Raw genomic sequence first — 20,905 nt, 5'->3', positions numbered from 1 at the left:
CTCGCAAGGACTTAATACCCATAGAGGTTAAACCTGATGGCACTGGCTCCTTTTCACCTGGCAATTCCGGTATTCGACCTGGCGGCAGCGCGGCAGTTTTATGGCGAGGTGTTTGGGTTGGAGGAGGGACGTGCCAGTGATCACTGGGTCGACTTCGACTTCTTCGGGCATCAATTGGTGATTCATGAGCATCCGAAAACCGCTTCTCAAGAGGCGGCGCACACCAATGCGGTAGACGGTCACGACGTGCCGGTGCCGCATTTTGGCGTGGTGCTGAGCTGGGATGATTGGCATGCGCTGGCGGAGCGTTTGCAGGCGCGCAATACCCAGTTTGTGTTGGAACCGCATATTCGTTTCAAAGGCCAGGTGGGCGAGCAGGCGACGTTGTTTCTGTTTGACCCGTGCGGCAACGCGTTGGAGTTCAAGGCGTTCAAGGACATTGGGCAGTTGTTTGCCAAGTGAGGGCGCTTTGATGAATGGCCTGGATGCAACGGGCATCGCCGAGGCGGTGGGTTCGGGGGCGATTACGCCGGCTTTGGTTGCTGAACACTTTCTTGCGCGCATAGGTGTCGACGAACCAGATATCCAGGCGTTTGTATCCTTCGACGCTGAGGCGGTGCGCGAGCAGGCGTTGCAGCTTGAAGGCTGTTCCGGTCCGCTGGCGGGCTTGCCCGTGGGGGTCAAGGACATCTTTGATACCGCCGACCACCCAACGGAATTCTATTCGCCGATTTACCTGGGTAATCGTCCATCGCGGGATGCCCATGTGGTGACGCTGCTACGACAGGCGGGCGCGATCATCATGGGCAAGACCCACACCACCGAATTTGCCTACATGCACACAGGGCCGACGCGTAATCCGCTCGATCTGTCCCGCACGCCGGGTAGCTCCAGCGCGGGTTCCGCGGCGGGGATGGCGGCCGGGTTTTTCCCGTTGGCGTTGGGTACCCAGACGGCTGGGTCGCTGCTCAAGCCAGCCGCTTATTGCGGGTTGTATGCCTTCAAACCGTCGTTTGGACTGGTCTCGCTAGAAGGCGTGAAACCCCTGGCGCCGAGCTTCGATACCGTGGGTTGGTATGGCCGTTCGGTGCGTGATCTTGAGCGGGTGGCGCGGGTGTTGATCCCTGGGTTTCCGGCTGTTGAGGCGGGGCGTCGGCCCTTGCGGCTTGGTTTCTGCCGTACCTCTCGCTGGTCGGATGTGCAGCCGTTGGTGGCCGAGGCTATTGAACGAGCGGTTGCACGGTTGGGGCCTCTTGTCAGTGAGGTCGTGTTGCCTGAAGCGTTCGACGGAGTATTCGACGATCACCAGTTGATCAACGATTGCGAAGGTGCCCGTTCATTGGCCAAGGAGTTTCAGTCTCATCCCGAACTACTCAGCGACTCGACGTTGGCCATGATCGAGCGCGCCCAGACGACGAGTTGGGAGCAGGAGTCGGCAGCCAAGGCCCGCTTGGTACAACTGGCCCCGCAGCTTGCGCAAATCTGCCAGCCCTTTGATGCGATGTTGAGTGTTTCCTGCGGGATGCTGGCGCCGGTGGGGTTGGCGACCACGGGCCCGTCGGACTTCATCAAGTTCTGGGGCGCGTTTGGCTTGCCGCAGGTGAATGTACCGGTGATGCGTGGGGAAGGGGAGTTGCCGGTGGGGTTGCAGGTAATTGGGGCGTTTAGAGGGGATGCGCCGTTGCTAGGTACGGCGCAAGTCATTGTTAATGCGTTGGTAAGCTGAGAGTCAGTCAAGGCACAAAAACTGACATTAGTTCGCTGGCGAAGCGGCGATAGGCGTCGTCATCATATTCTTCGCATGAGCCCGTTCAGAAATGAGCGGGCTTTTTTCATTGGTGTGTCCTGTGTGTATAAAAGATGCTGCAGGATACCTTCGGTGTGTAAGATACACACTGTGGAGCGGGCGCGATGAGAAGCAGAGAGGTAATTGACTTGCTGATGGCGGATGGATGGTTTGAGGTGGCGGCGAAAGGCAGTCACCATCAATTCAAGCACTCAACCAAGCCCGGCCGGGTGACGGTTCCTCATCCTAAATCAGAGATAGCCAAGGGGACCTTGCACAGCATTTTGAAATCAGCAGGCCTGAAGTGATGACCGTAGGTTATGTGGTGAATGATCCCGCTGCGGCTCATTCAAAGGAGGAAAAATGAAATTTCCAGTGGTGATACACAAAGACGCTGATTCAGATTACAGCGTGACCGTCCCGGACGTGCCAGGTTGCTTTTCTGCGGGCACAACCTTTTCCGAAGCTCTGGATAATGTCCGCGAAGCTTTAGCGCTGCACCTCGAGGGATTGGTTGCTGATGAGGAGCGGCTTCCTCAGGCTAGAGAGGTCGACGTCCATTTGGAGAATCCGGACTTTGCGGGTGGCGTGTGGGCGGTGATCGACTTTGATCTCACTCCTTACCTGGGCAAGTCAGTCAGGTTCAACGCCTCACTGCCTGAGCAACTTTTGAATCGTATCGATGAGCGAGTGCAAAAAGACCATCGCTATGCCTCGCGCTCTGGGTTCCTGGCGACGGCGGCTTTGCGCGAACTTTCCGTTTGATAACGGGCCGGTAGAGCACGCAGTACAAAAAAGGCTTACACCGCAAAGCGTAAGTCTTTCTTTTTTTCGAGGAGGTGTGATCAGCGAGACTACTACCCCTTGCACACCTTCGCAGCCGCAGGATCGTTCGGGATAAATGAATCCGGCGCGCCCGGCTTCAGCACCACGTACCCTCGCCGCCACGGTTGATCGTCCACCAGATTCCAGCGGTGCCCGGTGCCGGTATTGTCTTCGGCGATCAGTACTTCACCCGGATGCAACGTGAACTTCTCACCGCCGCGTGTCACGAACGCCAGGGTGCCGGACAGCGTCATGACGTACTGTGGCTCCGGGTCGTTATGCCAGCCATACGAGGCGTGCGCCGGGGTTTGCTTGAAGTGAATGGCAGTCACGTCGTTGCGCGTGCTCTGGTCGATAGTGCCTTCCAGTACGTGGGAGTTGTTGTCGGCGCCCGTGCACAGCTTGAATGCCTTGATGGAGTCAGTGGCTGCGGGGGCGGCTTGTGCGCCGCTCAAGGTGGCGAGGGTGATTGCGACGGCGGCTGTGGCACGTATGCCCAGGCCGTGGATTGCGTTGCGCGGCGAGCGTTTTTGCTGATGCATGGAACAAGTTTCCCTCGTGCTGAATTGGCGTTGACTGGGAATCATGGTCAGTGCCGTAGCCGTTCGGGACAACTAACTAATGTTTCATTGCTGCACGACTCACGCGCGCCAGAAACGACAAAGCCGCGCAATGCGCGGCTTTCAAGATGGTGGGCCCAGTAGGACTCGAACCTACGACCAAGGGATTATGAGTCCCCTGCTCTAACCAACTGAGCTATAGGCCCTCAGTAGGCCGCGGATTATAGCGATGGTTTCTTCGCTGTGCCATCCGAAAAGTCCGAAACGCTCATATGAAGGAAAGTAGCGGCGAAAAGGTCCGGCGGCAGCGGCAGGCTGACGATATAGCCTTGCATCTGCTCACAACCTTCAGCCGCCAGAAACGCTTGCTGGGCCGGCGTTTCCACACCTTCGGCAATGATGGTGAATTGCATGCTGTGCCCCAGGGCAATAATGGCGCGCACGATCGCCGCATCGTGTGGGTCATCGGGCAGGCCGCGGACGAAGGATTGGTCGATCTTCAGGAAGTCCAGCGGCAGGCGTTTCAGGTAGCTGAGGGACGAATAGCCGGTGCCGAAGTCATCAATGGCCAGTTGCACGCCCAGATGCTTGAGCTGGTGCAGCACCTCCAGCGCTTCTTCGGCCTGGCTCATGATGAAGTTTTCGGTGATCTCCAGTTGCAGGCAGCCAGGCTCCAGGCGGTTGTCCCGCAGCAGTTGCTCGATGCGCGCCAGCAGGTTGGGGTGGCGCAGTTGCGCGCCGGCGAGGTTGACGGACAGCGGGCCGAAGTCATCAAAAATTTCTCGCCAGTCGTGCATCTGTCGGCAGGCCTGCTCCAGTACCCAGTCGCCAATCTGCAGGATCATGCCGTTCTCTTCGGCCAGGGCAATGAAGTGCTCGGGCGGCACTTCGCCGAAGGTGGGGTGGCGCCAGCGAATCAGGGCTTCGGCGCCGATCAGTTGTTGGGTGTCGAGGCTGAGTTTCGGCTGGTAATAGAGAGACAATTCGTCGCGCTCGATCGCTCGGCGCAGTTCGTGTTCCAGGGCCACGCGTTCGTTGGCTTGCGCGGTGAGGTCCTGGGTGTAGCTTTCGACGCGGTTGCGGCCTTTGGCCTTGGAGCGGTACATGGCGGCGTCGGCGTTTTTGACCAGGGTGGCGACGTCGTTGCCGTCCCGTGGGTACAGGCTGGTGCCGATGCTGGCGCTGATGAAGAACTCATGCTCGCCCGCCTGGAACGGTGGGGTGAAGCAGGCCAGCAGCTTATTGGCCAGGTGTTCGGCGTCGCTGGCTTGTTGCAGGCCGGGCAGCAGGATGATGAATTCGTCACCGCCCAGGCGGGCGACGGTGTCGACGTCTCGCAGTTGGTCCTTGAGGCGAACGGCGATGTCCTTGAGCAGCAGGTCGCCAATCGGGTGGCCGAGGCTGTCGTTGATGTGTTTGAAACGGTCGAGGTCGAGGAACAGCACGGCGCCCTGGCTGCCGGTTTCCTGTTGGTTGTTGAGGGCGGCTTGCAGGCGGCTTTCAAACAGGGTGCGGTTGGGCAGGCCGGTCAGCGGGTCGTGGTGGGCCTGGTAATCGAGGCGCGCCTGGGCGTGCTTGAGGCTGGAGATGTCGGCAAACACGGCGACGAAGTGGGTGATCGACTCCTCGCGGTTGCGCACGGCGCTGATGGTCAGCCAGCTGGGGTACAGCTCGCCGCTCTTGCGCCGGTTGGAGATCTCGCCTTGCCAGTGGCCGTTGGCCGTCAGTTGGTGCCACATGGCCGCGTAGAAGGCGCTGTCGTGCAGGCCCGAGGCAAGCAGGCGCGGGGTTTGGCCAAGGGCCTCGGCTTCGCTGTAGCCGGTGATCTCGCTGAAGGCGCGGTTCACGGCGCTGATATTTTGTCGGGTGTCGGTGATCAGTACGCCTTCGGCCGTGCTCTCGAACACGGTGGCGGCCTGTTGCAGTTTTTCCTGCATCAGTTGGCGTTCGGTGATGTCCCGGGCGATGGTCAGCATGCAGTCGTCGTCGCCGATGGGCAGCGGGCGGCTGGAGACTTCACACAGGCGAATTTCGCCGTCGCTGCGGCGGATGTGGCAGACAAAGTCGCGGACAAATCCATCCCGTTGCAGCCGCTCCAGCATGTCTTTGCGTTCGTTCAGGTCGACCCAGATCCCGAGGTCCAGGGTTGACTGGTCCAGCGACATCACGCTGTTGAAGCCGGTAATACGGCTGAATCCTTCGTTGACCTCAATCAGCAAACCGTCGCTTTGGCGGGACAACAGCAGGCCGTCGGGAGAGGCATGGAAGGCCTTGGCGAATTTCTCTTCGGAGGTTTGCAGCCGCTGCTGGGTTTCTTTCAGCTGGGTGATGTCACGCACCACCACGACCAGAGCTTCGGTGGTATCCAGTTGAAAGGGTTCGGCGGAGATCAGTCCGGTGAAGGCCTGGCCGTTGCTGCGCAGGAAGGGCATTTCCAGGTTGCGGATGCTGGTGGTCTGTACCCGTTGCAGCAGGCCGGGGCCTACGCCCTGGATGCCCCAGATATTCAGTTCAGTGGCGGTTTTTCCTACGACTGCTTCGGCGCTCAGGCCGATCTGGTCTTCGAATGCCTTATTGACCTCCATCAGGCAGCCGTCCGACAGCCGGGCGATGACCAGGATGTCCGGGCATTGCTGGAACACAGAGGCGAATTTCTGTTCCGAAAGCTGCAACGCTTCCTCGGTGCGCTTGGCTTCGCTGATGTCGATCATCAGGCCGCGCAGCACGGGCTCGTGGCCGTGTTCGATCAGGCTGACGATGTCCCGCACCCACAGGCAGCGTCCATCGGCGGTGATCACCCGGTAGTCGACACTGTGGTCGCGGTTGGCCCGGGTTTCGGCGTAGCAATAGGATTCGGTGCGGGTCAGGTCCGCGGGGTGGATGATGTTGCGCCAGAAGCCCGGGATCAGCCAGTGGGCACGGGGGTAACCCAGCAGTTCCTCGGCGTGGGGCGACACGTAGCTGTAGGTGAAATCGCTGATGCTGGCTTCCCAGGCGATCGCGGAAAGGCTCTCCACCAGGCCGCGATAGTGGTATTCGCTGCTGCGCAGTTCCTGTTCGAGGGCGACCCGGCGGGAAATTTCCGAGCTGAGCCGACGATTGATCCGAATAACCACGGCCAGCACGATGCTCAGCAACAGCACGGCAGGCAACCCGTAGAGCAGCACATCCGTCCAGAGCGTGCGGTGGTCGATGACGTTGCCGACCCAGCGCTGCTGGATGGCCTCGGTCTCAGACGGGCTGATGTCGGCCAGGACTTTATCGAGGATGCCCACCAGCATCTTGTCGTCCTTGGGTACGCCCATGGCCAACTGATAGCGGTAAGGCGTTTCGCCGCTGATGTACAGGCCTTCCAGCTTGAGTTGACGCAGGCTCCACACGCTGGACGCCAGATCGCCCACTACGGCGTCGACCTTGTCGGTGGCCAGGGCCTGCAGCGTAGCGCTGACATTGGGCATGGCCACCAGGTTGAGGTCCGGGTGGTGAGTGCGCAGCAGTTCATGGGGCGCGTAGTTTTCCACCACGGCCACCTTCAACCCGTACAGGTCTTTGAGGCTGCGTGGTTGCGGGCCGCCTTCGTGGGCGAGGATGACGATGGGGAAGTCGAGATAAGGCCGGGTAAACGACAGGAAACCCTGGCGTTCCGGTGTGGACATGATGCCCGGCAGCAGGTCGAGCTGGTTGTTGCGGGCCTGTTCCAGCACGGCGCTCCAGTTCACCGGCTCGATCAGTTTGATCCTGACGCCAAGGCGATCCTGCATCAGCCGCACATAATCAGCGGCCAGGCCCTGGTAGCGACCGTCTTCATCGCGGTATTCAAAGGGTGGCCAAGAGGCGTCGACGCCCAGGCGCAACTCTTGGTGGTCCGCCAGCCAGCCACGCTCTTCATCGGTGAGAGTCAACGCGCCAGCCGTTGCGGTCCAGGTCAGCAGCGACAGCAGTAACACGGTCGGCAATCTGGGCATAACGGTCTCGTTATGGCACGGGGAATGTTTCGAGTGTAGACGGGCATTGCGGGGGAGGGGAGGCAGCGAGGATTTAATCTGTAGAAGCAAAAACCCCGGCCTGGGCCGGGGTTTTTGTGATCACTCGTCGAGGAAGGAGCGCAAATGCTCGCTTCTCGTCGGGTGGCGCAGCTTGCGCAGCGCCTTGGCTTCGATCTGACGAATCCGCTCGCGGGTAACGTCGAACTGCTTACCAACCTCCTCAAGGGTGTGGTCGGTATTCATGTCGATGCCGAAGCGCATGCGCAGTACCTTGGCTTCACGGGCAGTGAGGCCGGACAGTACGTCGCGAGTCGCTTCTTTCAGGCTCTCAACGGTAGCAACATCGATTGGCGACTGCATGGTCGAGTCTTCGATGAAGTCACCCAGATGGGAGTCTTCGTCATCACCGATCGGGGTTTCCATGGAGATCGGCTCTTTAGCGATCTTCAATACCTTGCGGATTTTATCCTCAGGCATTTCCATGCGTTCGCCCAACTCTTCCGGGGTCGGTTCGCGACCCATTTCCTGCAACATCTGCCGGGAAATACGGTTGAGCTTGTTGATCGTCTCGATCATGTGCACCGGAATACGGATGGTGCGGGCCTGGTCGGCGATCGAGCGAGTGATCGCCTGACGGATCCACCAGGTGGCATAAGTCGAGAACTTGTAGCCGCGACGGTATTCGAACTTGTCCACCGCTTTCATCAAGCCGATGTTGCCTTCCTGGATCAGATCGAGGAATTGCAGGCCACGGTTGGTGTACTTCTTGGCGATGGAGATCACCAGACGCAAGTTCGCTTCAACCATCTCTTTCTTCGCGCGGCGGGCCTTGGCCTCACCGATCGACATGCGACGGTTGATGTCCTTGATCTCGGCAATCGTCAGACCGGTTTCGGTCTGCAATGCAGTCAGCTTCTGCTGGCAACGAACGATGTCGGCCTGGAAGCGACCAATGGCTTCAGCGTATTTGCTTTTGCCTTTGGCCAGTGCGTCGGTCCAGCTTTCGTCGACTTCGTTGCCCGGGAACTGGCGCAGGAAGTCGGCACGCGGCATGCGCGCATCACGGACACAGAGCTGCATGATCGCACGCTCTTGTGCACGCAGACGCTCAAGGGCGCTACGAACCCGCTCAACCAGGCCTTCGAATTGCTTCGGTACCAGTTTGATCGGCATGAAGAGTTCAGCCAGGGCCAGCAATTCAGCAGTTGCCTGCTTGCTGCCGCGACCGTGCTTCTTCAGGGCCTTGCGAGCCAGTTCCATCTGATCGGAGACCGCGCCAAAGCGCTGCGCTGCGATGATCGGATCCGGACCGCTTTCGACTTCTTCTTCGTCATCAGTGCTGGCTTCAGCTTCGTCGTCGTCGGTGTCGTCGTCTGCTTTCGCAGCCTTGGCATCGATCGGTGGCGGAATTTCAGCCGCAGGTGGCGCAATGCCGTCGTCCGGGTCGATATAACCGCTCAGGACGTCGGACAGGCGGCCACCTTCGGTGGTGACGCGAGTGTACTCGGAGAGAATGTGGTCAACCGTGCCTGGGAAGTGCGCGATTGCGCCCATCACTTCACGGATGCCCTCTTCGATACGCTTGGCGATTTCGATTTCGCCTTCACGTGTCAGCAGCTCTACCGTACCCATTTCGCGCATATACATGCGCACAGGGTCAGTCGTGCGACCGATGTCGGTCTCGACCGCTGCCAACGCGGCGGCTGCTTCTTCAGCGGCTGCCTCGTCGGTATCGGCGTCGGCCAACATAAGGGCGTCCGCATCCGGAGCACTCTCGTGTACGGGGATCCCCATGTCATTAATCATGCGGATGATGTCTTCCACCTGCTCTGGATCTGAAATATCCTCAGGCAGGTGGTCGTTGACCTCTGCGTAAGTCAGATACTTCTGCTCACGACCAAGGGTGATCAACTCTTTGATACGAGACTGCTGTTGCGCTTTTCCGGACATAACACCCTATCCACTGAAGGTCTTGGCGGGCAAAAAACAAGCCGAGGATTATACCCGAGCTATGACCTCACACGCCAGCTGAGGTCGGGTTTGATGCGGAAACATTGCGACTTAAAAGGTCGCGCAGTTGATTTTTCTCTTCGGCGGTCAATTCACTCTGACGCGCTTTTCGAAGAAGTTGTTCCAGGTTTCGCTCGCGTTGACGAGCTACCAAGCTAGTAATGGTGTCGAAAAACTGTTGTTCAAGGTTATCGCCATCAATCAGCCATTCCTTTTCTGCCAATGCCTTCAGCAAACGGCCCTGTTCGGTGCCGTGCCAGCGTGCAATCAGCTGGAATGAGTTTAGCTTAGGATTCTTCTGTACGGCTTCGAGCAGGGCCACCAACAGTTGCGTATTGGTGTGGTCTTCGGCCGCAAAGTGCCCCGCATCCTCGACTTTTTGTGCCAGTTGCGGGTGGTGCAAAAGTGTACGCAGGGCTGCCATGGTGGGCGGCTCTACTGCTGCTGGGACGCGTGGGCCGCGCGGTTCGTCACGGTCACCGCCACGTTTGCCGTTTTTGTCCCAGGGTTTCTTGTCCCATTTCTTGCCGCCGGCGCCGGGTTTCTTCGGTGTCCACTCCTGCTGGGGCGTGTAGGCCTCCTGCGGTTGGTGGAAGTCGGAATAGTCCGGCATGGCGTCGTAATCCATGCCCGGGTCGTAGGCCGGCGGCGCCTCTTGCGGCGCGCTGCGGGCCAGCTGGCTGACGGCCTCGCCACTCAAGCCGGTGATTTCCAGCAGGCGCTGGCGCATCAGGGTGCGCAGGTTGGCGCCCGGAACCTTGTCGATCAGCGGGGCCGCGAGGGTGACCATGTGGGCCTTGCCTTCGAGGGAGCGCGGGTCGGACTCTTCGGTCAGTTGCTGGAAAAAGTAATCGGCCAGCGGTTGTGCGTGTTGGTTGATGCGCGCGCGGAACGCGTCGGTGCCTTCGGAGCGGACCAGGGTGTCCGGGTCTTCACCTTCGGGCAGGAACAGGAAGCGTGCGCGCCGCCCGTCCTGCAGGCTCGACAGGGTCGACTCAAGGGCACGCCACGCTGCGTTGCGGCCGGCCTGGTCGCCGTCGAAGCAGAACAGTACGTTGGGCACCACGCGAAACAGGCGCTTCAAGTGCTCTTCGCTGGTCGCGGTGCCCAGGGTCGCCACGGCGTTGCGCAAACCTTGCTGGGCCAGGGCAATCACGTCCATATAGCCTTCAACCACGATGATTTCGTCGAGGTTGCGGTTGTTCTTGCGCGCCTCAAACAGGCCGTAGAGTTCCTGGCCTTTATGAAACACCGGGGTTTCCGGTGAGTTCAGGTATTTGGGCTTGTCGTCCCCCAGCACCCGGCCGCCGAACGCGATGATGCGGCCGCGGCTGTCGCGGATAGGGAACATCACGCGGTCGCGGAAACGGTCATAACGCTTGCCGGTCTCGGCGTTTTCCACCAACAGGCCGGCGTCGATCATGGCTTTTTGCTGCAGGGTGTCGCTGCTCAGGTGCTTGTACAGGTTGTCCCAGCCCGGCGGGGCGAAGCCGAGGCCGAAGTCGCGGGCGATTTCCCCGGTCAGGCCGCGGCCCTTGAGGTAATCGACGGCGGCTTTGCGCTGCGGGTGGCTTTTCAGTGCCTGGCGGTAAAAGTCGGCAGCAGCGGTAAGCAGCGGGTACAGCGGCGAATCGGTGGGTTGCCGCGGTTTGTGCGGGCGGCCACTTTCTTCGCGGGGGATTTCCATGCCGGCGGCTTTCGCCAGTTCCTCGACGGCCTGGGGGAAGTCCAGGTTGTCGTGGTCCATGATGAAGCCGAGGGCGTTGCCGCCAGCGCCGCAGCCGAAGCAGTAGTAGAACTGCTTGTCGGGGCTGACGCTGAACGACGGAGTCTTTTCCTTGTGGAACGGGCAGCAGGCGGTGTAGTTCTTGCCGGCCTTTTTCATCTGCAGGCGCGAGCTGACAACATCGACGATGTCGGTGCGGTTCAGAAGGTCGTCAATAAAGCTCTGGGGAATTAGCCCGGCCATGGCGTTCTCGTCATCACTGCGTGTAAAAGAGGGCCCGCAAAGTGCTCAAGGCGCGCGTGTTGTGCGGCTCGATCTACTGTCGTCTGCTTGGTCTGTCAGGAAGTGTATCTGCCGAACATTCACTGACGTTAGTTCCGATCAGTGCCCGGCGTAGAAATGTTGCCCGGGAGTCCGGTCTTGGCCATGTGGGGGCCTCGGAAGCTCATCGGTGGGCGCAGCCGACCTGTTGATCGCCTGTTAAAAAATAAGTGTGCTCGTCAGTAGCCTTGTTAGGCTCGTCAGAAGAGACGTGCACCGCTGGCAAAAGAGCCAGTCCTGACGTGTGAAGCAGTTCGTTTCAGTCGCGTGTGCGGCGTCAACGGTGAAGCATCAAGCGATATCCGCAAATGCCAACAGCCCGGCTGAGGGCCGGGCTTGGCAGAAGCTTGCTACGAACGTCTGTGTATTAGTACAGACGAACGGCGCGGCGCTGCTCGCGCTGAACTTTCTTGGCGTGACGCTTAACAGCGGCTGCTGCTTTACGCTTACGCTCAGAAGTTGGCTTCTCGTAAAATTCGCGGCTACGAACTTCAGCCAGAACACCGGCTTTTTCGCAGGAGCGCTTGAAACGACGCAGAGCTACGTCGAAGGGTTCGTTCTCTTTTACTTTGACGGCTGGCATCCAGAGCTACCTTCTTTCATTACCGGGAATCAACGTTCTCGTCGCAAAAAATTCGCGGCTGAGGTCGTCGGTTTTTAAGGGTTGCGGATGTTAACCCCTCATTGCCCGGAATGCAAAGCCTCTGATCGAAAACCGCTAGTCGGGAGGGGGAGTGGCGACTATTATGCGCGCCTTCGAATTCAGCCTCTACAAGGCGCAAACCCATGCTAGTTCTGGGATTAGAAACCTCGTGCGACGAAACCGGTGTCGCACTTTACGACAGTGAACGCGGGCTTTTGGCCGACGCACTGTTCAGTCAGATCGACCTGCATCGCGCCTATGGCGGCGTGGTGCCGGAGCTGGCCAGCCGTGATCATGTGAAACGCATGCTGCCATTGATTCGCCAGGTGTTGGACGAGGCCGGCTGCGTGCCGACCGAGATCGACGCCATTGCCTATACCGCAGGCCCCGGATTGGTCGGAGCCCTGCTGGTTGGGGCCTCTTGCGCCCAGGCGCTGGCATTTGCCTGGGGCATTCCGGCCCTTGGTGTGCACCACATGGAAGGCCATTTACTGGCACCGATGCTGGAAGAAAACCCGCCAGGGTTCCCGTTCGTCGCTTTGTTGGTTTCAGGCGGCCATACGCAGCTGGTTCAGGTCGACGGAATCGGTCAATACACGCTGCTGGGCGAAAGCCTGGACGACGCTGCCGGTGAAGCTTTCGACAAGACTGCGAAGATGATGGGCCTTAATTATCCGGGCGGCCCGGAAATCGCCCGCTTGGCAGAAAAAGGCGTTCCGGGGCGCTATACCTTCCCGCGCCCGATGTGCGATCGCCCTGGCCTGATGTTCAGTTTCAGCGGCCTGAAAACCTCTGCCCTGAACACCTGGCAGCAGAGCGTCAGCGCCGGAGACGACAGTGAGCAAGCCCGTTGCGACATCTCGCTGGCGTTCCAGCAGGCCGTGGTGGAGACTTTGACCATCAAGTGCAAGCGGGCCCTGAAGCAGGCGGGCATGAAGCGCCTGGTGATCGCGGGCGGCGTCAGCGCGAACAAGGCGCTGCGCAGCTCCCTGGAGAAAATGCTCGGCGACATGAAGGGCGACGTGTTTTATGCGCGTCCCGAATTCTGCACCGATAACGGTGCGATGATCGCCTATGCCGGTTGCCAGCGTTTGCAGGCCGGGCAGCATGAAAGCCTGGCAATCAGCGTGCAGGCGCGCTGGCCGATGGAGCAGTTGCCGCCGCTGTAACGGGCGAACGTGAGCCGGGTTCACCGGGCGTATTTAAAAATGCCGTTCGCGCCCGGCAAACAGGTCGCGTAAATTGCCCCGGTGGCGCCAGACGATCAGCAGCGTGAGCACGCTCATCGGCACCAGCGCCTCCGGTTCCTGCCACGCCAGCAACGGCAGGGTCAGGGGCGTGGCGATGAGGGCGGCCAGCGAGCTGGTGCGTGTCAGGTAGAACGTCAGCAGCCAGGCCAGGATGGCCAGCAGCGCCGCCGGTGGGTAGATCCCCAGCAGCATGCCGGCCGCCGTCGCAACGCCTTTGCCGCCGCGAAAGCGAAAGTACAGCGGGAACAGGTGGCCGAGCACCGCGCAGACGCCGATCCAGGCTTGCTGTTGCAGCGAGAGCCCGGCGAGATCGGCGATCAGCACCGGCAGCAGGCCCTTGCAGACGTCGCCGAACAGCGTGAGTACGGCGAGTTTCTTGCCGGCCAGGCGCAACATATTGGTGGCGCCGGCATTGCCTGAGCCACTCATTCGCGGGTCGGGATTTCCCGTCAGGCGGCTGAGCAAAATGGCGAAGGACAGCGAGCCGAGCAGGTAGGCGAAAGTCGCCAGTAACCAAAACATGCTAACTATTCCGGGCGAGGACGCCCTGATTCTAACGGGGCATCGCGCCCTTGTCGTGCAGCGGAGAAGAGTGCTTGGACAGAGTGTTTATCGAAGGTCTGGAAGTCGACACCGTGATCGGGGCCTACGACTGGGAGCGCGGTATCCGGCAATGCCTGCGTCTGGACCTGAGCTTCGCCTGGGATAACCGCCCGGCCGCTGCCGGTGATGACCTGACCCTGGCGCTGGATTACGCCAGCGTGTCCGCACGGATCCAGGCCTTTGCCGAGCAGGCGCAATTCCAGCTGGTGGAAACCTTCGCCGAGCGCCTGGCTGAAGTGTTGATGAGTGAGTTCCAGATTCCCTGGCTGCACCTCAAACTGACCAAGCCCGGCGCCGTACCGGCCGCCAAGGGTGTGGGCGTGGAGATCGAGCGCGGATGTCGCTAACTCAGGTTTACCTTGGTCTTGGCAGTAACATCGAGCGTGAGGCCCATTTGCACGCTGGCCTTGATGCGCTGGCGGGTTTCCTGACGCAGATGCGCTGTTCGCCGGTGTTTGAAAGCCAGCCTGTGGGCATCAAGAGCGGGCCATTCTTCAATCTGGTGGTGTCGGCGTATACCGACCTGCCGTTGATGGAGCTGGACCGCCGGCTGAAATTCATCGAGGCCGACAATGGCCGCTACGCCCCGGATCGCAAGGGCTTGCCGCTGGACATCGACGTGCTGCTGTATGGCGAGCTGGTGGGTAACTTCGATGGCCTGATCCTACCCCGGGCCGAAATCCTGAAGAACGCGTTTGTGCTGTGGCCGCTGTCGTTGATGGCGCCGCAGCGTGTGCATCCTGAGGTGGGCAAGTCATTTGCCGCGCTGTGGCAGGATGCACACATTGACCAGGTACTGGCGCCGGTCGCGTTCGAATGGCGGGATCAGCTGTTGACGCCGGACTCGCTCTTGTAGGCTTTTAGCGCCTTGAGCCGTTCGCGTTTCAGCGCTTCGCCCAGTTCGGGACCTTTGTAGCCTTGTTCCAGTAGCGGTGCGACGGCCACACCTCTGGCCGCCAGCGCCGCACCGCGCAAATAATCTGCTTGTGGATAACTTCTCTGCTCAAGGCCCTTGCGCCCGCGGGCGTCCATCTCGCATGCCACCACAAACTCTTCAAAGCGTTGCGGGCGACGGTAAACGTCGAAGCTTTGCAGCAACTCCAGCAATGTCGAGGGCCTCAGCTCCAGTGCGCGGTGGCCGTGGGTGTGATATTCGCCCACCAGCAACGCCAACTCCTGGGAATCCCTTGGCACCTTGAAGCGTTCGTTCATCGCCTTGATCAGCTTCACGCCGCGTTGCTCATGAGCGATGTGCTGCGGCAACTTATCCACAGGCGTGAGCCCCTTGCCCAGATCGTGCAGCAGGCAGGCCCAGCGGACGGTCAACGGTTGGGCATGGATGGCTGCCTGTTCCAGCACGCTCAATGTGTGCACGCCGGTATCGATTTCGGGGTGATGGGCCTCGGGTTGCGGCACGCCAAACAGTGCGTCGATTTCCGGCATCAGGGTTTTCAGGGCGCCGCAATCGCGCAGCACCTGGATAAACACCTGTGGCTGGTTTTCCATCAATGCGCGGGAAATCTCCTTCCAGCTGCGTTCGGGCGTCAAGGCTTCCAGTTCGCCTGACGCGCTGAGTTCGCGCATCAGTTCCAGGGTTTCGGGCGCTACCGTAAAGCCGAGGCCGGCATAGCGCGCGGCAAAGCGGGCAACGCGCAGGACACGCAGTGGATCTTCGGCAAACGCCGGGGAAACGTGACGCAGAATGTGTGCGTCCAGATCTTGCTGGCCGTGATAAGGGTCGGTCAGGTTGCCCGCGTCATCCTCGGCCATGGCGTTGATGGTCAGGTCGCGGCGGATCAGGTCTTCTTCCAGGGTAACGTCGGGGCTGGCGTGAAACACAAAGCCGCCATAACCCCGGCCGCTCTTGCGCTCCGTGCGGGCGAGGGCGTACTCGTCACCATTTTTCGGGTCAAGAAATACCGGGAAGTCCGAACCCACAGGCTTGTAGCCCAGGGCGAGCATTTCTTCAGTGGTAGCGCCGACTACGACACGGTCGATATCGGTAACGGGGATGCCCAGCAGGCGATCACGTACCGCACCACCGACTTTGTAGATTTGCATGAAAAAGCCTCCATTAGCGGCACAGGATAACGCCTGCGGCCCGCCAATGGAGGCTTTGCCGTTTCACAGATGCACGACTGCCAGGTCCAGGCGCCCGTAATCGTTGTCGCTGTGCTCGTTACGCGGCGGAACGTGGTGGGTTTTCATCACCTGGTCGCCTTGCAGCGTTTCCAGGTGGATATCGAACCCCCACAGCCGGTGCAGGTGCTTGAGAACCTCCTCAGTGGACTCTCCCAGCGGTTTGCGGTCGTGCTGCTGGTGGCGCAGGGTCAGCGAGCGGTCGCCGCGTACGTCGATGCTGTAGATCTGCACATTGGGTTCGCGGTTGCCCAGGTTGTACTGCGCCGCGAGGGTTTCGCGGATGGTGCGATAGCCCGGCTCGTCATGAATGGCGGGCACCAGCAAATCGTCCTTGAGGTCGTCGTCCATGATGCTGAACAGCTTGAGGTCTCGAATCACCTGGGGGGACAGGTACTGCAGGATGAAGCTCTCATCCTTGAAGCTGCTCATGGCGAACTTGATGGTCGACAACCAATCGCTGCCGGCAATCTCCGGGAACCAGCGGCGGTCTTCTTCGGTGGGGTGCTCGCACATGCGCCGGATATCGCGGTACATCGCAAAGCCCAATGCATACGGGTTGATACCGCTGTAGTAGGGGCTGTCGAAGCCCGGCTGGAAGACCACGCTGGTGTGGGACGTCAGGAACTCCATCATGAAACCGTCGGTGACCAGGCCTTCGTCATACAGGTCGTTCATCAGGGTGTAGTGCCAGAACGTGGCCCAGCCTTCGTTCATCACCTGGGTCTGGCGTTGTGGGTAGAAATACTGGGCGATCTTGCGCACGATCCGCACGATTTCCCGCTGCCAGGGCTCCAGCAATGGCGCGTGCTTTTCGATGAAATACAGGATGTTTTCCTGAGGTTCGGCGGGGAAGCGCGCATTGTCCTTGTCGTTGTTCTTGCCGGCGCGTTTGGGAATGGTGCGCCACAGGTCGTTGATCTGCTTTTGCAGATGCTCTTCACGGTCCTTCTGGCGCAGCCGTTCTTCTTCGGCGGAAATCGGATACGGGCGTTTGTAGCGGTCGACGCCGTAGTTCATCAGGGCATGGCAGGAGTCCAGCAGGTCTTCCACCGCGTCGATGCCGTGGCGCTCCTCGCACTGCATGATGTATTGCTTGGCGAATACCAGGTAATCGATGATCGAGCTGGCATCGGTCCAGGTGCGGAACAGGTAGTTACCCTTGAAGAAGCTGTTATGCCCGTAGCACGCGTGGGCCACCACCAGTGCCTGCATGCAGATGGTGTTTTCTTCCATCAGGTAGGCGATGCACGGGTCGGAGTTGATGACGATTTCGTAGGCCAGGCCCATCTGGCCGCGGGTGTAGGACTTTTCAGTGCTGAGGAAGTGTTTGCCGTAGGACCAGTGGTGATAGCCCAGGGGCATGCCCACGGACGCATAGGCATCCATCATCTGTTCGGCGGTGATCACTTCGATCTGGTTGGGGTAGGTATCCAGGGCATAACCCGCCGCGATGCGGCTGATTTCCCGGTCATAGGCCTGGATGAGTTCGAAGGTCCATTCGGACCCCGTGGATATGGGTTGGCGCTTATGCTCTTTGGCGGTCATGTCACTAACCTGCGCTGGAAGAGTTCACGGAAGACCGGATAGATATCGCCGGCCGAGACCAATTGTTGCTGGGCGAAGGTGTCAGCGAAGGCTTCGCTGATGCGCTCGTATTCGAACCACAGGGCCTGATGCTCGCGCGGGGTGATTTCGACGTAGGTGTAGTACTGCACGAACGGCATGATCTGGTTGATCAGGATGTCGCGGCAGATCGGCGAGTCGTCGTTCCAGTTGTCGCCGTCGGAAGCCTGGGCGGCGTAGATGTTCCACTCGTTGGCCGGATAGCGTTCGGCCATGATTTCCTGCATCAGCTTCAAGGCGCTGGAGACGATGGTGCCGCCGGTTTCCCGCGAGTAGAAGAATTCCTCCTCGTCGACTTCCCTGGCGCTGGTGTGATGGCGGATGAACACCACATCGATCTTGTCGTAGTTACGCTTGAGAAACAGGTACAGCAGGATGAAGAAGCGCTTGGCGATGTCCTTGGTCGCCTGGGTCATGGAGCCGGACACGTCCATCAGGCAGAACATCACCGCCTTGGAACTGGGATTGGGTTGCTTGACCAGCAGGTTGTACTTCAGGTCGAAGGTATCGAGAAACGGCACGCGATGGATTCGCGCGCTGAGTTTGGCGATTTCGGCTTCAATTTCCTGGATATCGCCGAAGTTGTCCGGCTCTTCGCGTTTCAGGCGTTCCAGTTCCGCCTTGGCGTCCCGCAGTTTTGCCCGGCTGCTGCCAGACAAGGCGATACGTCGCGCATGGGCCGAGCGCAGGGTGCGGATGATGTTGATCCGTGACGGGTTGCCTTCGTTGCTGATCCCGGCACGCACGGTCTTGAAGGTGTCGGTACCGGTCAGGTTGCGTTTGACCAGGTTGGGCAGTTCCAGGTCTTCGAACATGAACTCCAGGAACTCTTCCTGGGTGATCTGGAACACGAACTCATCCATGCCTTCGCCGGAGTTACCGGCCTTGCCCGGGCCTTTGCCGCCCGCGCCGCCCTGGGGCCGCTGGATATGTTCGCCGCTGGTGAATTCCTTGTTGCCGGGATGCACGACGGTCTGTTTGCCGCCCCGGCCGTGGTGCAGCACCGGTTCATCGATGTCGCGTCCGGGGATGCTGATCTGTTCGCCATGCTCCATATCGGTGATGGAACGGCGGCTGACGGCCTCTTCGACGGCCTTTTTGATGTGGTCACGGTAACGCCGCAGGAACCGCTGGCGGTTTACCGTGCTCTTGTTCTTGCCATTGAGACGTCGGTCGATCACATAGCTCATGTAGGAGCCCTCCGGGCAGCTTCAAGTTACAAGCTTCAAGCGGCAAGCTGGAAGCTTAAAGACAAGCGGTCGATTGCCAGGCTGTCCGGCGCACCGGGAGCCTGGCATTACACGCTTGTCGCTGCCTTACTGCGATTTGCGGACCCGCAAGTACCACTCGGAGAGCAGTCGTACCTGTTTGTCGGTGTAGCCACGCTCGACCATGCGAGTGACGAAGTCGTTGTGTTTTTGCTGATCCTCCTTGCTGGCCTTGGCGTTGAAGCTGATGACCGGCAGCAGATCCTCGGTGTTGGAGAACATTTTCTTCTCGATGACCACCCGCAGCTTCTCGTAGCTGAGCCAGGTAGGGTTCTTGCCGTTGTTGTTGGCCCGGGCGCGCAGCACGAAGTTGACGATTTCGTTGCGGAAATCCTTCGGATTGCTGATGCCGGCGGGTTTTTCGATCTTTTCCAGTTCCTCGTTGAGGGCTACGCGGTTGAGAATCTCGCCGGTTTCCGGGTCGCGGTATTCCTGGTCCTGGATCCAGAAGTCTGCGTACAGCACATAGCGGTCGAAGATGTTCTGGCCGTATTCGCTGTAGGACTCCAGATACGCGGTCTGGATTTCCTTGCCGATGAACTCGATGTAGCGCGGTGCCAGGTATTCCTTGAGGAAGCGCAGATAGCGCTCGCGGGTTTCAGCCTGGAATTGTTCCTGTTCGATCTGCTGTTCCAGCACGTAGAGCAGGTGCACCGGGTTGGCGGCGATTTCGTGCGGGTCGAAGTTGAAGACCTTGGACAGGATCTTGAACGCAAAACGTGTCGACAGGCCGTTCATGCCCTCATCCACGCCGGCGGTGTCGCGGTATTCCTGGATCGACTTGGCCTTCGGATCGGTGTCCTTGAGGTTTTCGCCGTCATACACCCGCATCTTCGAGTAGATGTTGGAGTTTTCCGGCTCCTTGAGGCGCGACAACACGGTGAACTGGGCCAGCATCTTCAGGGTGTCAGGCGCGCAATGGGCCTTGGCCAGGGAGCTGTTGAACAGCAGCTTGTCGTAGATCTTGATTTCATCGCTGACCCGCAGGCAGTACGGCACCTTGACGATGTAGATCCGGTCGATGAAGGCTTCGTTGTTCTTGTTGTTGCGGAAGGTGTGCCATTCCGATTCGTTGGAGTGGGCCAGCAGGATCCCGGTGAATGGAATCGCCCCCAGGCCTTCGGTGCTGTTGTAGTTACCTTCCTGGGTGGCGGTAAGCAGTGGGTGCAGCACCTTGATCGGTGCCTTGAACATCTCCACGAACTCCATCAGGCCCTGGTTGGCCCGGCACAGTGCGCCCGAGTAGCTGTAGGCATCGGCGTCGTTCTGCGGGAATTCTTCGAGTTTGCGGATATCGACCTTGCCCACCAGTGCCGAGATGTCCTGGTTGTTCTCGTCACCCGGTTCGGTCTTGGCCACGGCAATCTGGTTGAGGATCGAGGGATAGAGCTTCACCACCCGGAACTGGCTGATGTCGCCGCCGAACTCGGCCAGGCGCTTGGTCGCCCAGGGCGACATGATGGTATTGAGATAGCGCCGTGGAATGCCGAAGTCTTCTTCGAGGATCGCGCCATCTTCCGTGGCATTGAACAGCCCCAGGGGCGACTCGAACACCGGTGAGCCTTTGATGGCGTAGAACGGCACCTTCTCGATCAGTTGTTTGAGCTTCTCGGCCAGGGACGACTTGCCGCCGCCGACGGGGCCGAGCAGGTAGAGGATCTGTTTCTTCTCTTCCAGGCCTTGGGCGGCATGGCGGAAATACGAGACGATCTGGTCAATGCATTCTTCCATACCGTGGAAGTCTTCAAAGGCCGGGTAGCGACGGATCACCTTGTTCGAGAAAATCCGCGACAAGCGCGAATTGGCTGCGGTGTCCACCAGCTCCGGCTCGCCGATCGCCAACAGCAGGCGTTCAGCGGCAGACGCGTAGGCGCTGCGGTCCTTTTTGCACAGTTCGAGATACTCCTGAAGCGAGAGCTCTTCCTGGCGGGTGGACTCGAAGCGTTGTTGGAAGTGGCTAAAAATACTCATGACGTCGTCACCTCGCTCGATACGTGGAGCCGACGCCGGATCAATCAGTCGATGCTGGCAGCCATTGGTGGACACCAATGGCCGTTTTCCCCCCAGAACACCCTGAAACGCTACCGATGACCCGCACGCCGGTGTACCGGCTCTCCCCTGTTTTGGATGGCCTGCGCTTAAGGATAGTTCGGAATCCGGGA

At 59.8% G+C, this 20,905-nt stretch carries 17 protein-coding genes and 1 tRNA gene; 7 read left to right on the top strand and 11 right to left on the bottom strand.

Features of this window, described 5'->3' with window-relative positions; translation table 11 throughout:
* Positions 1-36: 36 nt before the first annotated feature.
* The 4 genes from HX824_RS07450 to HX824_RS07435 all read left to right on the top strand — a co-directional run bounded on the left by HX824_RS07450 (position 37) and on the right by HX824_RS07435 (position 2,551).
* Entirely contained in the window at positions 37-462 is a 426-nt protein-coding gene (locus HX824_RS07450; RefSeq protein WP_003211024.1) for a VOC family protein, read from the top strand.
* A 10-nt stretch (positions 463-472) separates the two neighbouring features.
* Entirely contained in the window at positions 473-1,726 is a 1,254-nt protein-coding gene (locus tag HX824_RS07445; protein ID WP_177054396.1) for an amidase, read from the top strand.
* Positions 1,727-1,911: 185 nt separating this feature from the next.
* Positions 1,912-2,094, top strand: coding sequence for a type II toxin-antitoxin system HicA family toxin (locus tag HX824_RS07440; RefSeq protein WP_003211022.1), 183 nt, complete (start codon positions 1,912-1,914; stop codon positions 2,092-2,094).
* Positions 2,095-2,149: 55 nt separating this feature from the next.
* Entirely contained in the window at positions 2,150-2,551 is a 402-nt protein-coding gene (locus tag HX824_RS07435; protein ID WP_003211020.1) for a type II toxin-antitoxin system HicB family antitoxin, read from the top strand.
* 92 nt (positions 2,552-2,643) lie between these two features.
* Here HX824_RS07435 and HX824_RS07430 read toward each other — a convergent pair whose 3' ends face one another.
* The 6 genes from HX824_RS07430 to rpsU all read right to left on the bottom strand — a co-directional run bounded on the left by HX824_RS07430 (position 2,644) and on the right by rpsU (position 11,797).
* The gene (locus HX824_RS07430) at positions 2,644-3,153 is read right to left on the bottom strand and encodes a cupin domain-containing protein (protein ID WP_177054395.1); all 510 of its coding nucleotides are present in this window, start codon (positions 3,151-3,153) and stop codon (positions 2,644-2,646) included.
* 147 nt (positions 3,154-3,300) lie between these two features.
* Positions 3,301-3,377 (bottom strand) — tRNA-Ile (locus HX824_RS07425).
* A 15-nt stretch (positions 3,378-3,392) separates the two neighbouring features.
* The gene (locus tag HX824_RS07420) at positions 3,393-7,136 is read right to left on the bottom strand and encodes a bifunctional diguanylate cyclase/phosphodiesterase (protein WP_177054394.1); all 3,744 of its coding nucleotides are present in this window, start codon (positions 7,134-7,136) and stop codon (positions 3,393-3,395) included.
* Positions 7,137-7,256: 120 nt separating this feature from the next.
* Complete coding sequence (rpoD, locus tag HX824_RS07415) at positions 7,257-9,107, bottom strand: RNA polymerase sigma factor RpoD (RefSeq protein ID WP_003211014.1); 1,851 nt, start codon at positions 9,105-9,107, stop codon at positions 7,257-7,259.
* Between the two features lie 67 nt (positions 9,108-9,174).
* Positions 9,175-11,136 carry a DNA primase gene (gene dnaG, locus HX824_RS07410; RefSeq protein WP_003211012.1) on the bottom strand — a complete coding sequence of 654 codons (1,962 nt, stop codon included), beginning with the start codon at positions 11,134-11,136 and terminating at the stop codon, positions 9,175-9,177.
* Between the two features lie 445 nt (positions 11,137-11,581).
* A complete protein-coding gene (gene rpsU, locus HX824_RS07405; protein ID WP_002551877.1) occupies positions 11,582-11,797 on the bottom strand; it encodes a 30S ribosomal protein S21 in 216 nt (71 codons plus the stop codon).
* A 203-nt stretch (positions 11,798-12,000) separates the two neighbouring features.
* On the opposite strand from rpsU, the gene tsaD reads away from it, so the two are divergent.
* On the top strand, positions 12,001-13,026 hold the full coding sequence (gene tsaD, locus HX824_RS07400; protein WP_177020662.1) for a tRNA (adenosine(37)-N6)-threonylcarbamoyltransferase complex transferase subunit TsaD: 1,026 nt from the start codon (positions 12,001-12,003) through the stop codon (positions 13,024-13,026).
* Positions 13,027-13,059: 33 nt separating this feature from the next.
* Here tsaD and plsY read toward each other — a convergent pair whose 3' ends face one another.
* Positions 13,060-13,629 (bottom strand): glycerol-3-phosphate 1-O-acyltransferase PlsY, encoded by a 570-nt coding sequence (plsY, locus tag HX824_RS07395; protein WP_087694725.1) that lies wholly within the window; start codon positions 13,627-13,629, stop codon positions 13,060-13,062.
* 74 nt (positions 13,630-13,703) lie between these two features.
* Here plsY and folB point away from each other — a divergent pair, with 74 nt between their 5' ends.
* The gene (gene folB / locus HX824_RS07390) at positions 13,704-14,057 is read left to right on the top strand and encodes a dihydroneopterin aldolase (protein WP_003211007.1); all 354 of its coding nucleotides are present in this window, start codon (positions 13,704-13,706) and stop codon (positions 14,055-14,057) included.
* A complete protein-coding gene (folK, locus tag HX824_RS07385; protein ID WP_177035238.1) occupies positions 14,048-14,566 on the top strand; it encodes a 2-amino-4-hydroxy-6-hydroxymethyldihydropteridine diphosphokinase in 519 nt (172 codons plus the stop codon). Before folB ends, folK begins: the two co-directional genes overlap by 10 nt.
* On the opposite strand, the gene HX824_RS07380 is transcribed toward folK, so the two are convergent.
* From HX824_RS07380 to HX824_RS07365, 4 genes are all read right to left on the bottom strand, one after another.
* Complete coding sequence (locus tag HX824_RS07380; protein ID WP_177054393.1) at positions 14,536-15,771, bottom strand: multifunctional CCA addition/repair protein; 1,236 nt, start codon at positions 15,769-15,771, stop codon at positions 14,536-14,538. The genes folK and HX824_RS07380 overlap by 31 nt on opposite strands.
* Positions 15,772-15,834: 63 nt before the next feature.
* Positions 15,835-17,397: a SpoVR family protein gene (locus tag HX824_RS07375; protein ID WP_102370017.1), complete on the bottom strand. Its 1,563-nt coding sequence runs from the start codon at positions 17,395-17,397 to the stop codon at positions 15,835-15,837.
* On the bottom strand, positions 17,394-18,665 hold the full coding sequence (locus HX824_RS07370) for a YeaH/YhbH family protein (RefSeq protein WP_003211000.1): 1,272 nt from the start codon (positions 18,663-18,665) through the stop codon (positions 17,394-17,396). Before HX824_RS07370 ends, HX824_RS07375 begins: the two co-directional genes overlap by 4 nt.
* A gap of 126 nt (positions 18,666-18,791) precedes the next feature.
* Positions 18,792-20,714: a PrkA family serine protein kinase gene (locus HX824_RS07365; RefSeq protein WP_003210999.1), complete on the bottom strand. Its 1,923-nt coding sequence runs from the start codon at positions 20,712-20,714 to the stop codon at positions 18,792-18,794.
* Between the last annotated feature and the right edge of the window lie 191 nt (positions 20,715-20,905).

The organism is Pseudomonas sp. D4002 (assembly GCF_013385665.1).
In the GTDB taxonomy this organism is placed as follows: domain Bacteria; phylum Pseudomonadota; class Gammaproteobacteria; order Pseudomonadales; family Pseudomonadaceae; genus Aquipseudomonas.
The sequence above is the reverse complement of the archived record's forward strand: the minus strand, read 5'-3'. Positions and strand labels throughout refer to the sequence as shown.

What these genes read in the sequence shown, in the direction of transcription:
- HX824_RS07370 (WP_003211000.1), bottom strand. Translation starts at nt 18,665, where the DNA reads ATGAGCTATGTGATCGACCGACGTCTCAATGGCAAGAACAAGAGCACG.
- HX824_RS07420 (WP_177054394.1), bottom strand. Translation starts at nt 7,136, where the DNA reads ATGCCCAGATTGCCGACCGTGTTACTGCTGTCGCTGCTGACCTGGACC.
- plsY (WP_087694725.1), bottom strand. Translation starts at nt 13,629, where the DNA reads ATGTTTTGGTTACTGGCGACTTTCGCCTACCTGCTCGGCTCGCTGTCC.
- rpsU (WP_002551877.1), bottom strand. Translation starts at nt 11,797, where the DNA reads ATGCCAGCCGTCAAAGTAAAAGAGAACGAACCCTTCGACGTAGCTCTG.
- HX824_RS07375 (WP_102370017.1), bottom strand. Translation starts at nt 17,397, where the DNA reads ATGACCGCCAAAGAGCATAAGCGCCAACCCATATCCACGGGGTCCGAA.
- dnaG (WP_003211012.1), bottom strand. Translation starts at nt 11,136, where the DNA reads ATGGCCGGGCTAATTCCCCAGAGCTTTATTGACGACCTTCTGAACCGC.
- rpoD (WP_003211014.1), bottom strand. Translation starts at nt 9,107, where the DNA reads ATGTCCGGAAAAGCGCAACAGCAGTCTCGTATCAAAGAGTTGATCACC.
- HX824_RS07380 (WP_177054393.1), bottom strand. Translation starts at nt 15,771, where the DNA reads ATGCAAATCTACAAAGTCGGTGGTGCGGTACGTGATCGCCTGCTGGGC.
- tsaD (WP_177020662.1), top strand. Translation starts at nt 12,001, where the DNA reads ATGCTAGTTCTGGGATTAGAAACCTCGTGCGACGAAACCGGTGTCGCA.
- HX824_RS07440 (WP_003211022.1), top strand. Translation starts at nt 1,912, where the DNA reads ATGAGAAGCAGAGAGGTAATTGACTTGCTGATGGCGGATGGATGGTTT.
- HX824_RS07430 (WP_177054395.1), bottom strand. Translation starts at nt 3,153, where the DNA reads ATGCATCAGCAAAAACGCTCGCCGCGCAACGCAATCCACGGCCTGGGC.
- HX824_RS07365 (WP_003210999.1), bottom strand. Translation starts at nt 20,714, where the DNA reads ATGAGTATTTTTAGCCACTTCCAACAACGCTTCGAGTCCACCCGCCAG.
- HX824_RS07450 (WP_003211024.1), top strand. Translation starts at nt 37, where the DNA reads ATGGCACTGGCTCCTTTTCACCTGGCAATTCCGGTATTCGACCTGGCG.
- HX824_RS07435 (WP_003211020.1), top strand. Translation starts at nt 2,150, where the DNA reads ATGAAATTTCCAGTGGTGATACACAAAGACGCTGATTCAGATTACAGC.
- folK (WP_177035238.1), top strand. Translation starts at nt 14,048, where the DNA reads ATGTCGCTAACTCAGGTTTACCTTGGTCTTGGCAGTAACATCGAGCGT.
- HX824_RS07445 (WP_177054396.1), top strand. Translation starts at nt 473, where the DNA reads ATGAATGGCCTGGATGCAACGGGCATCGCCGAGGCGGTGGGTTCGGGG.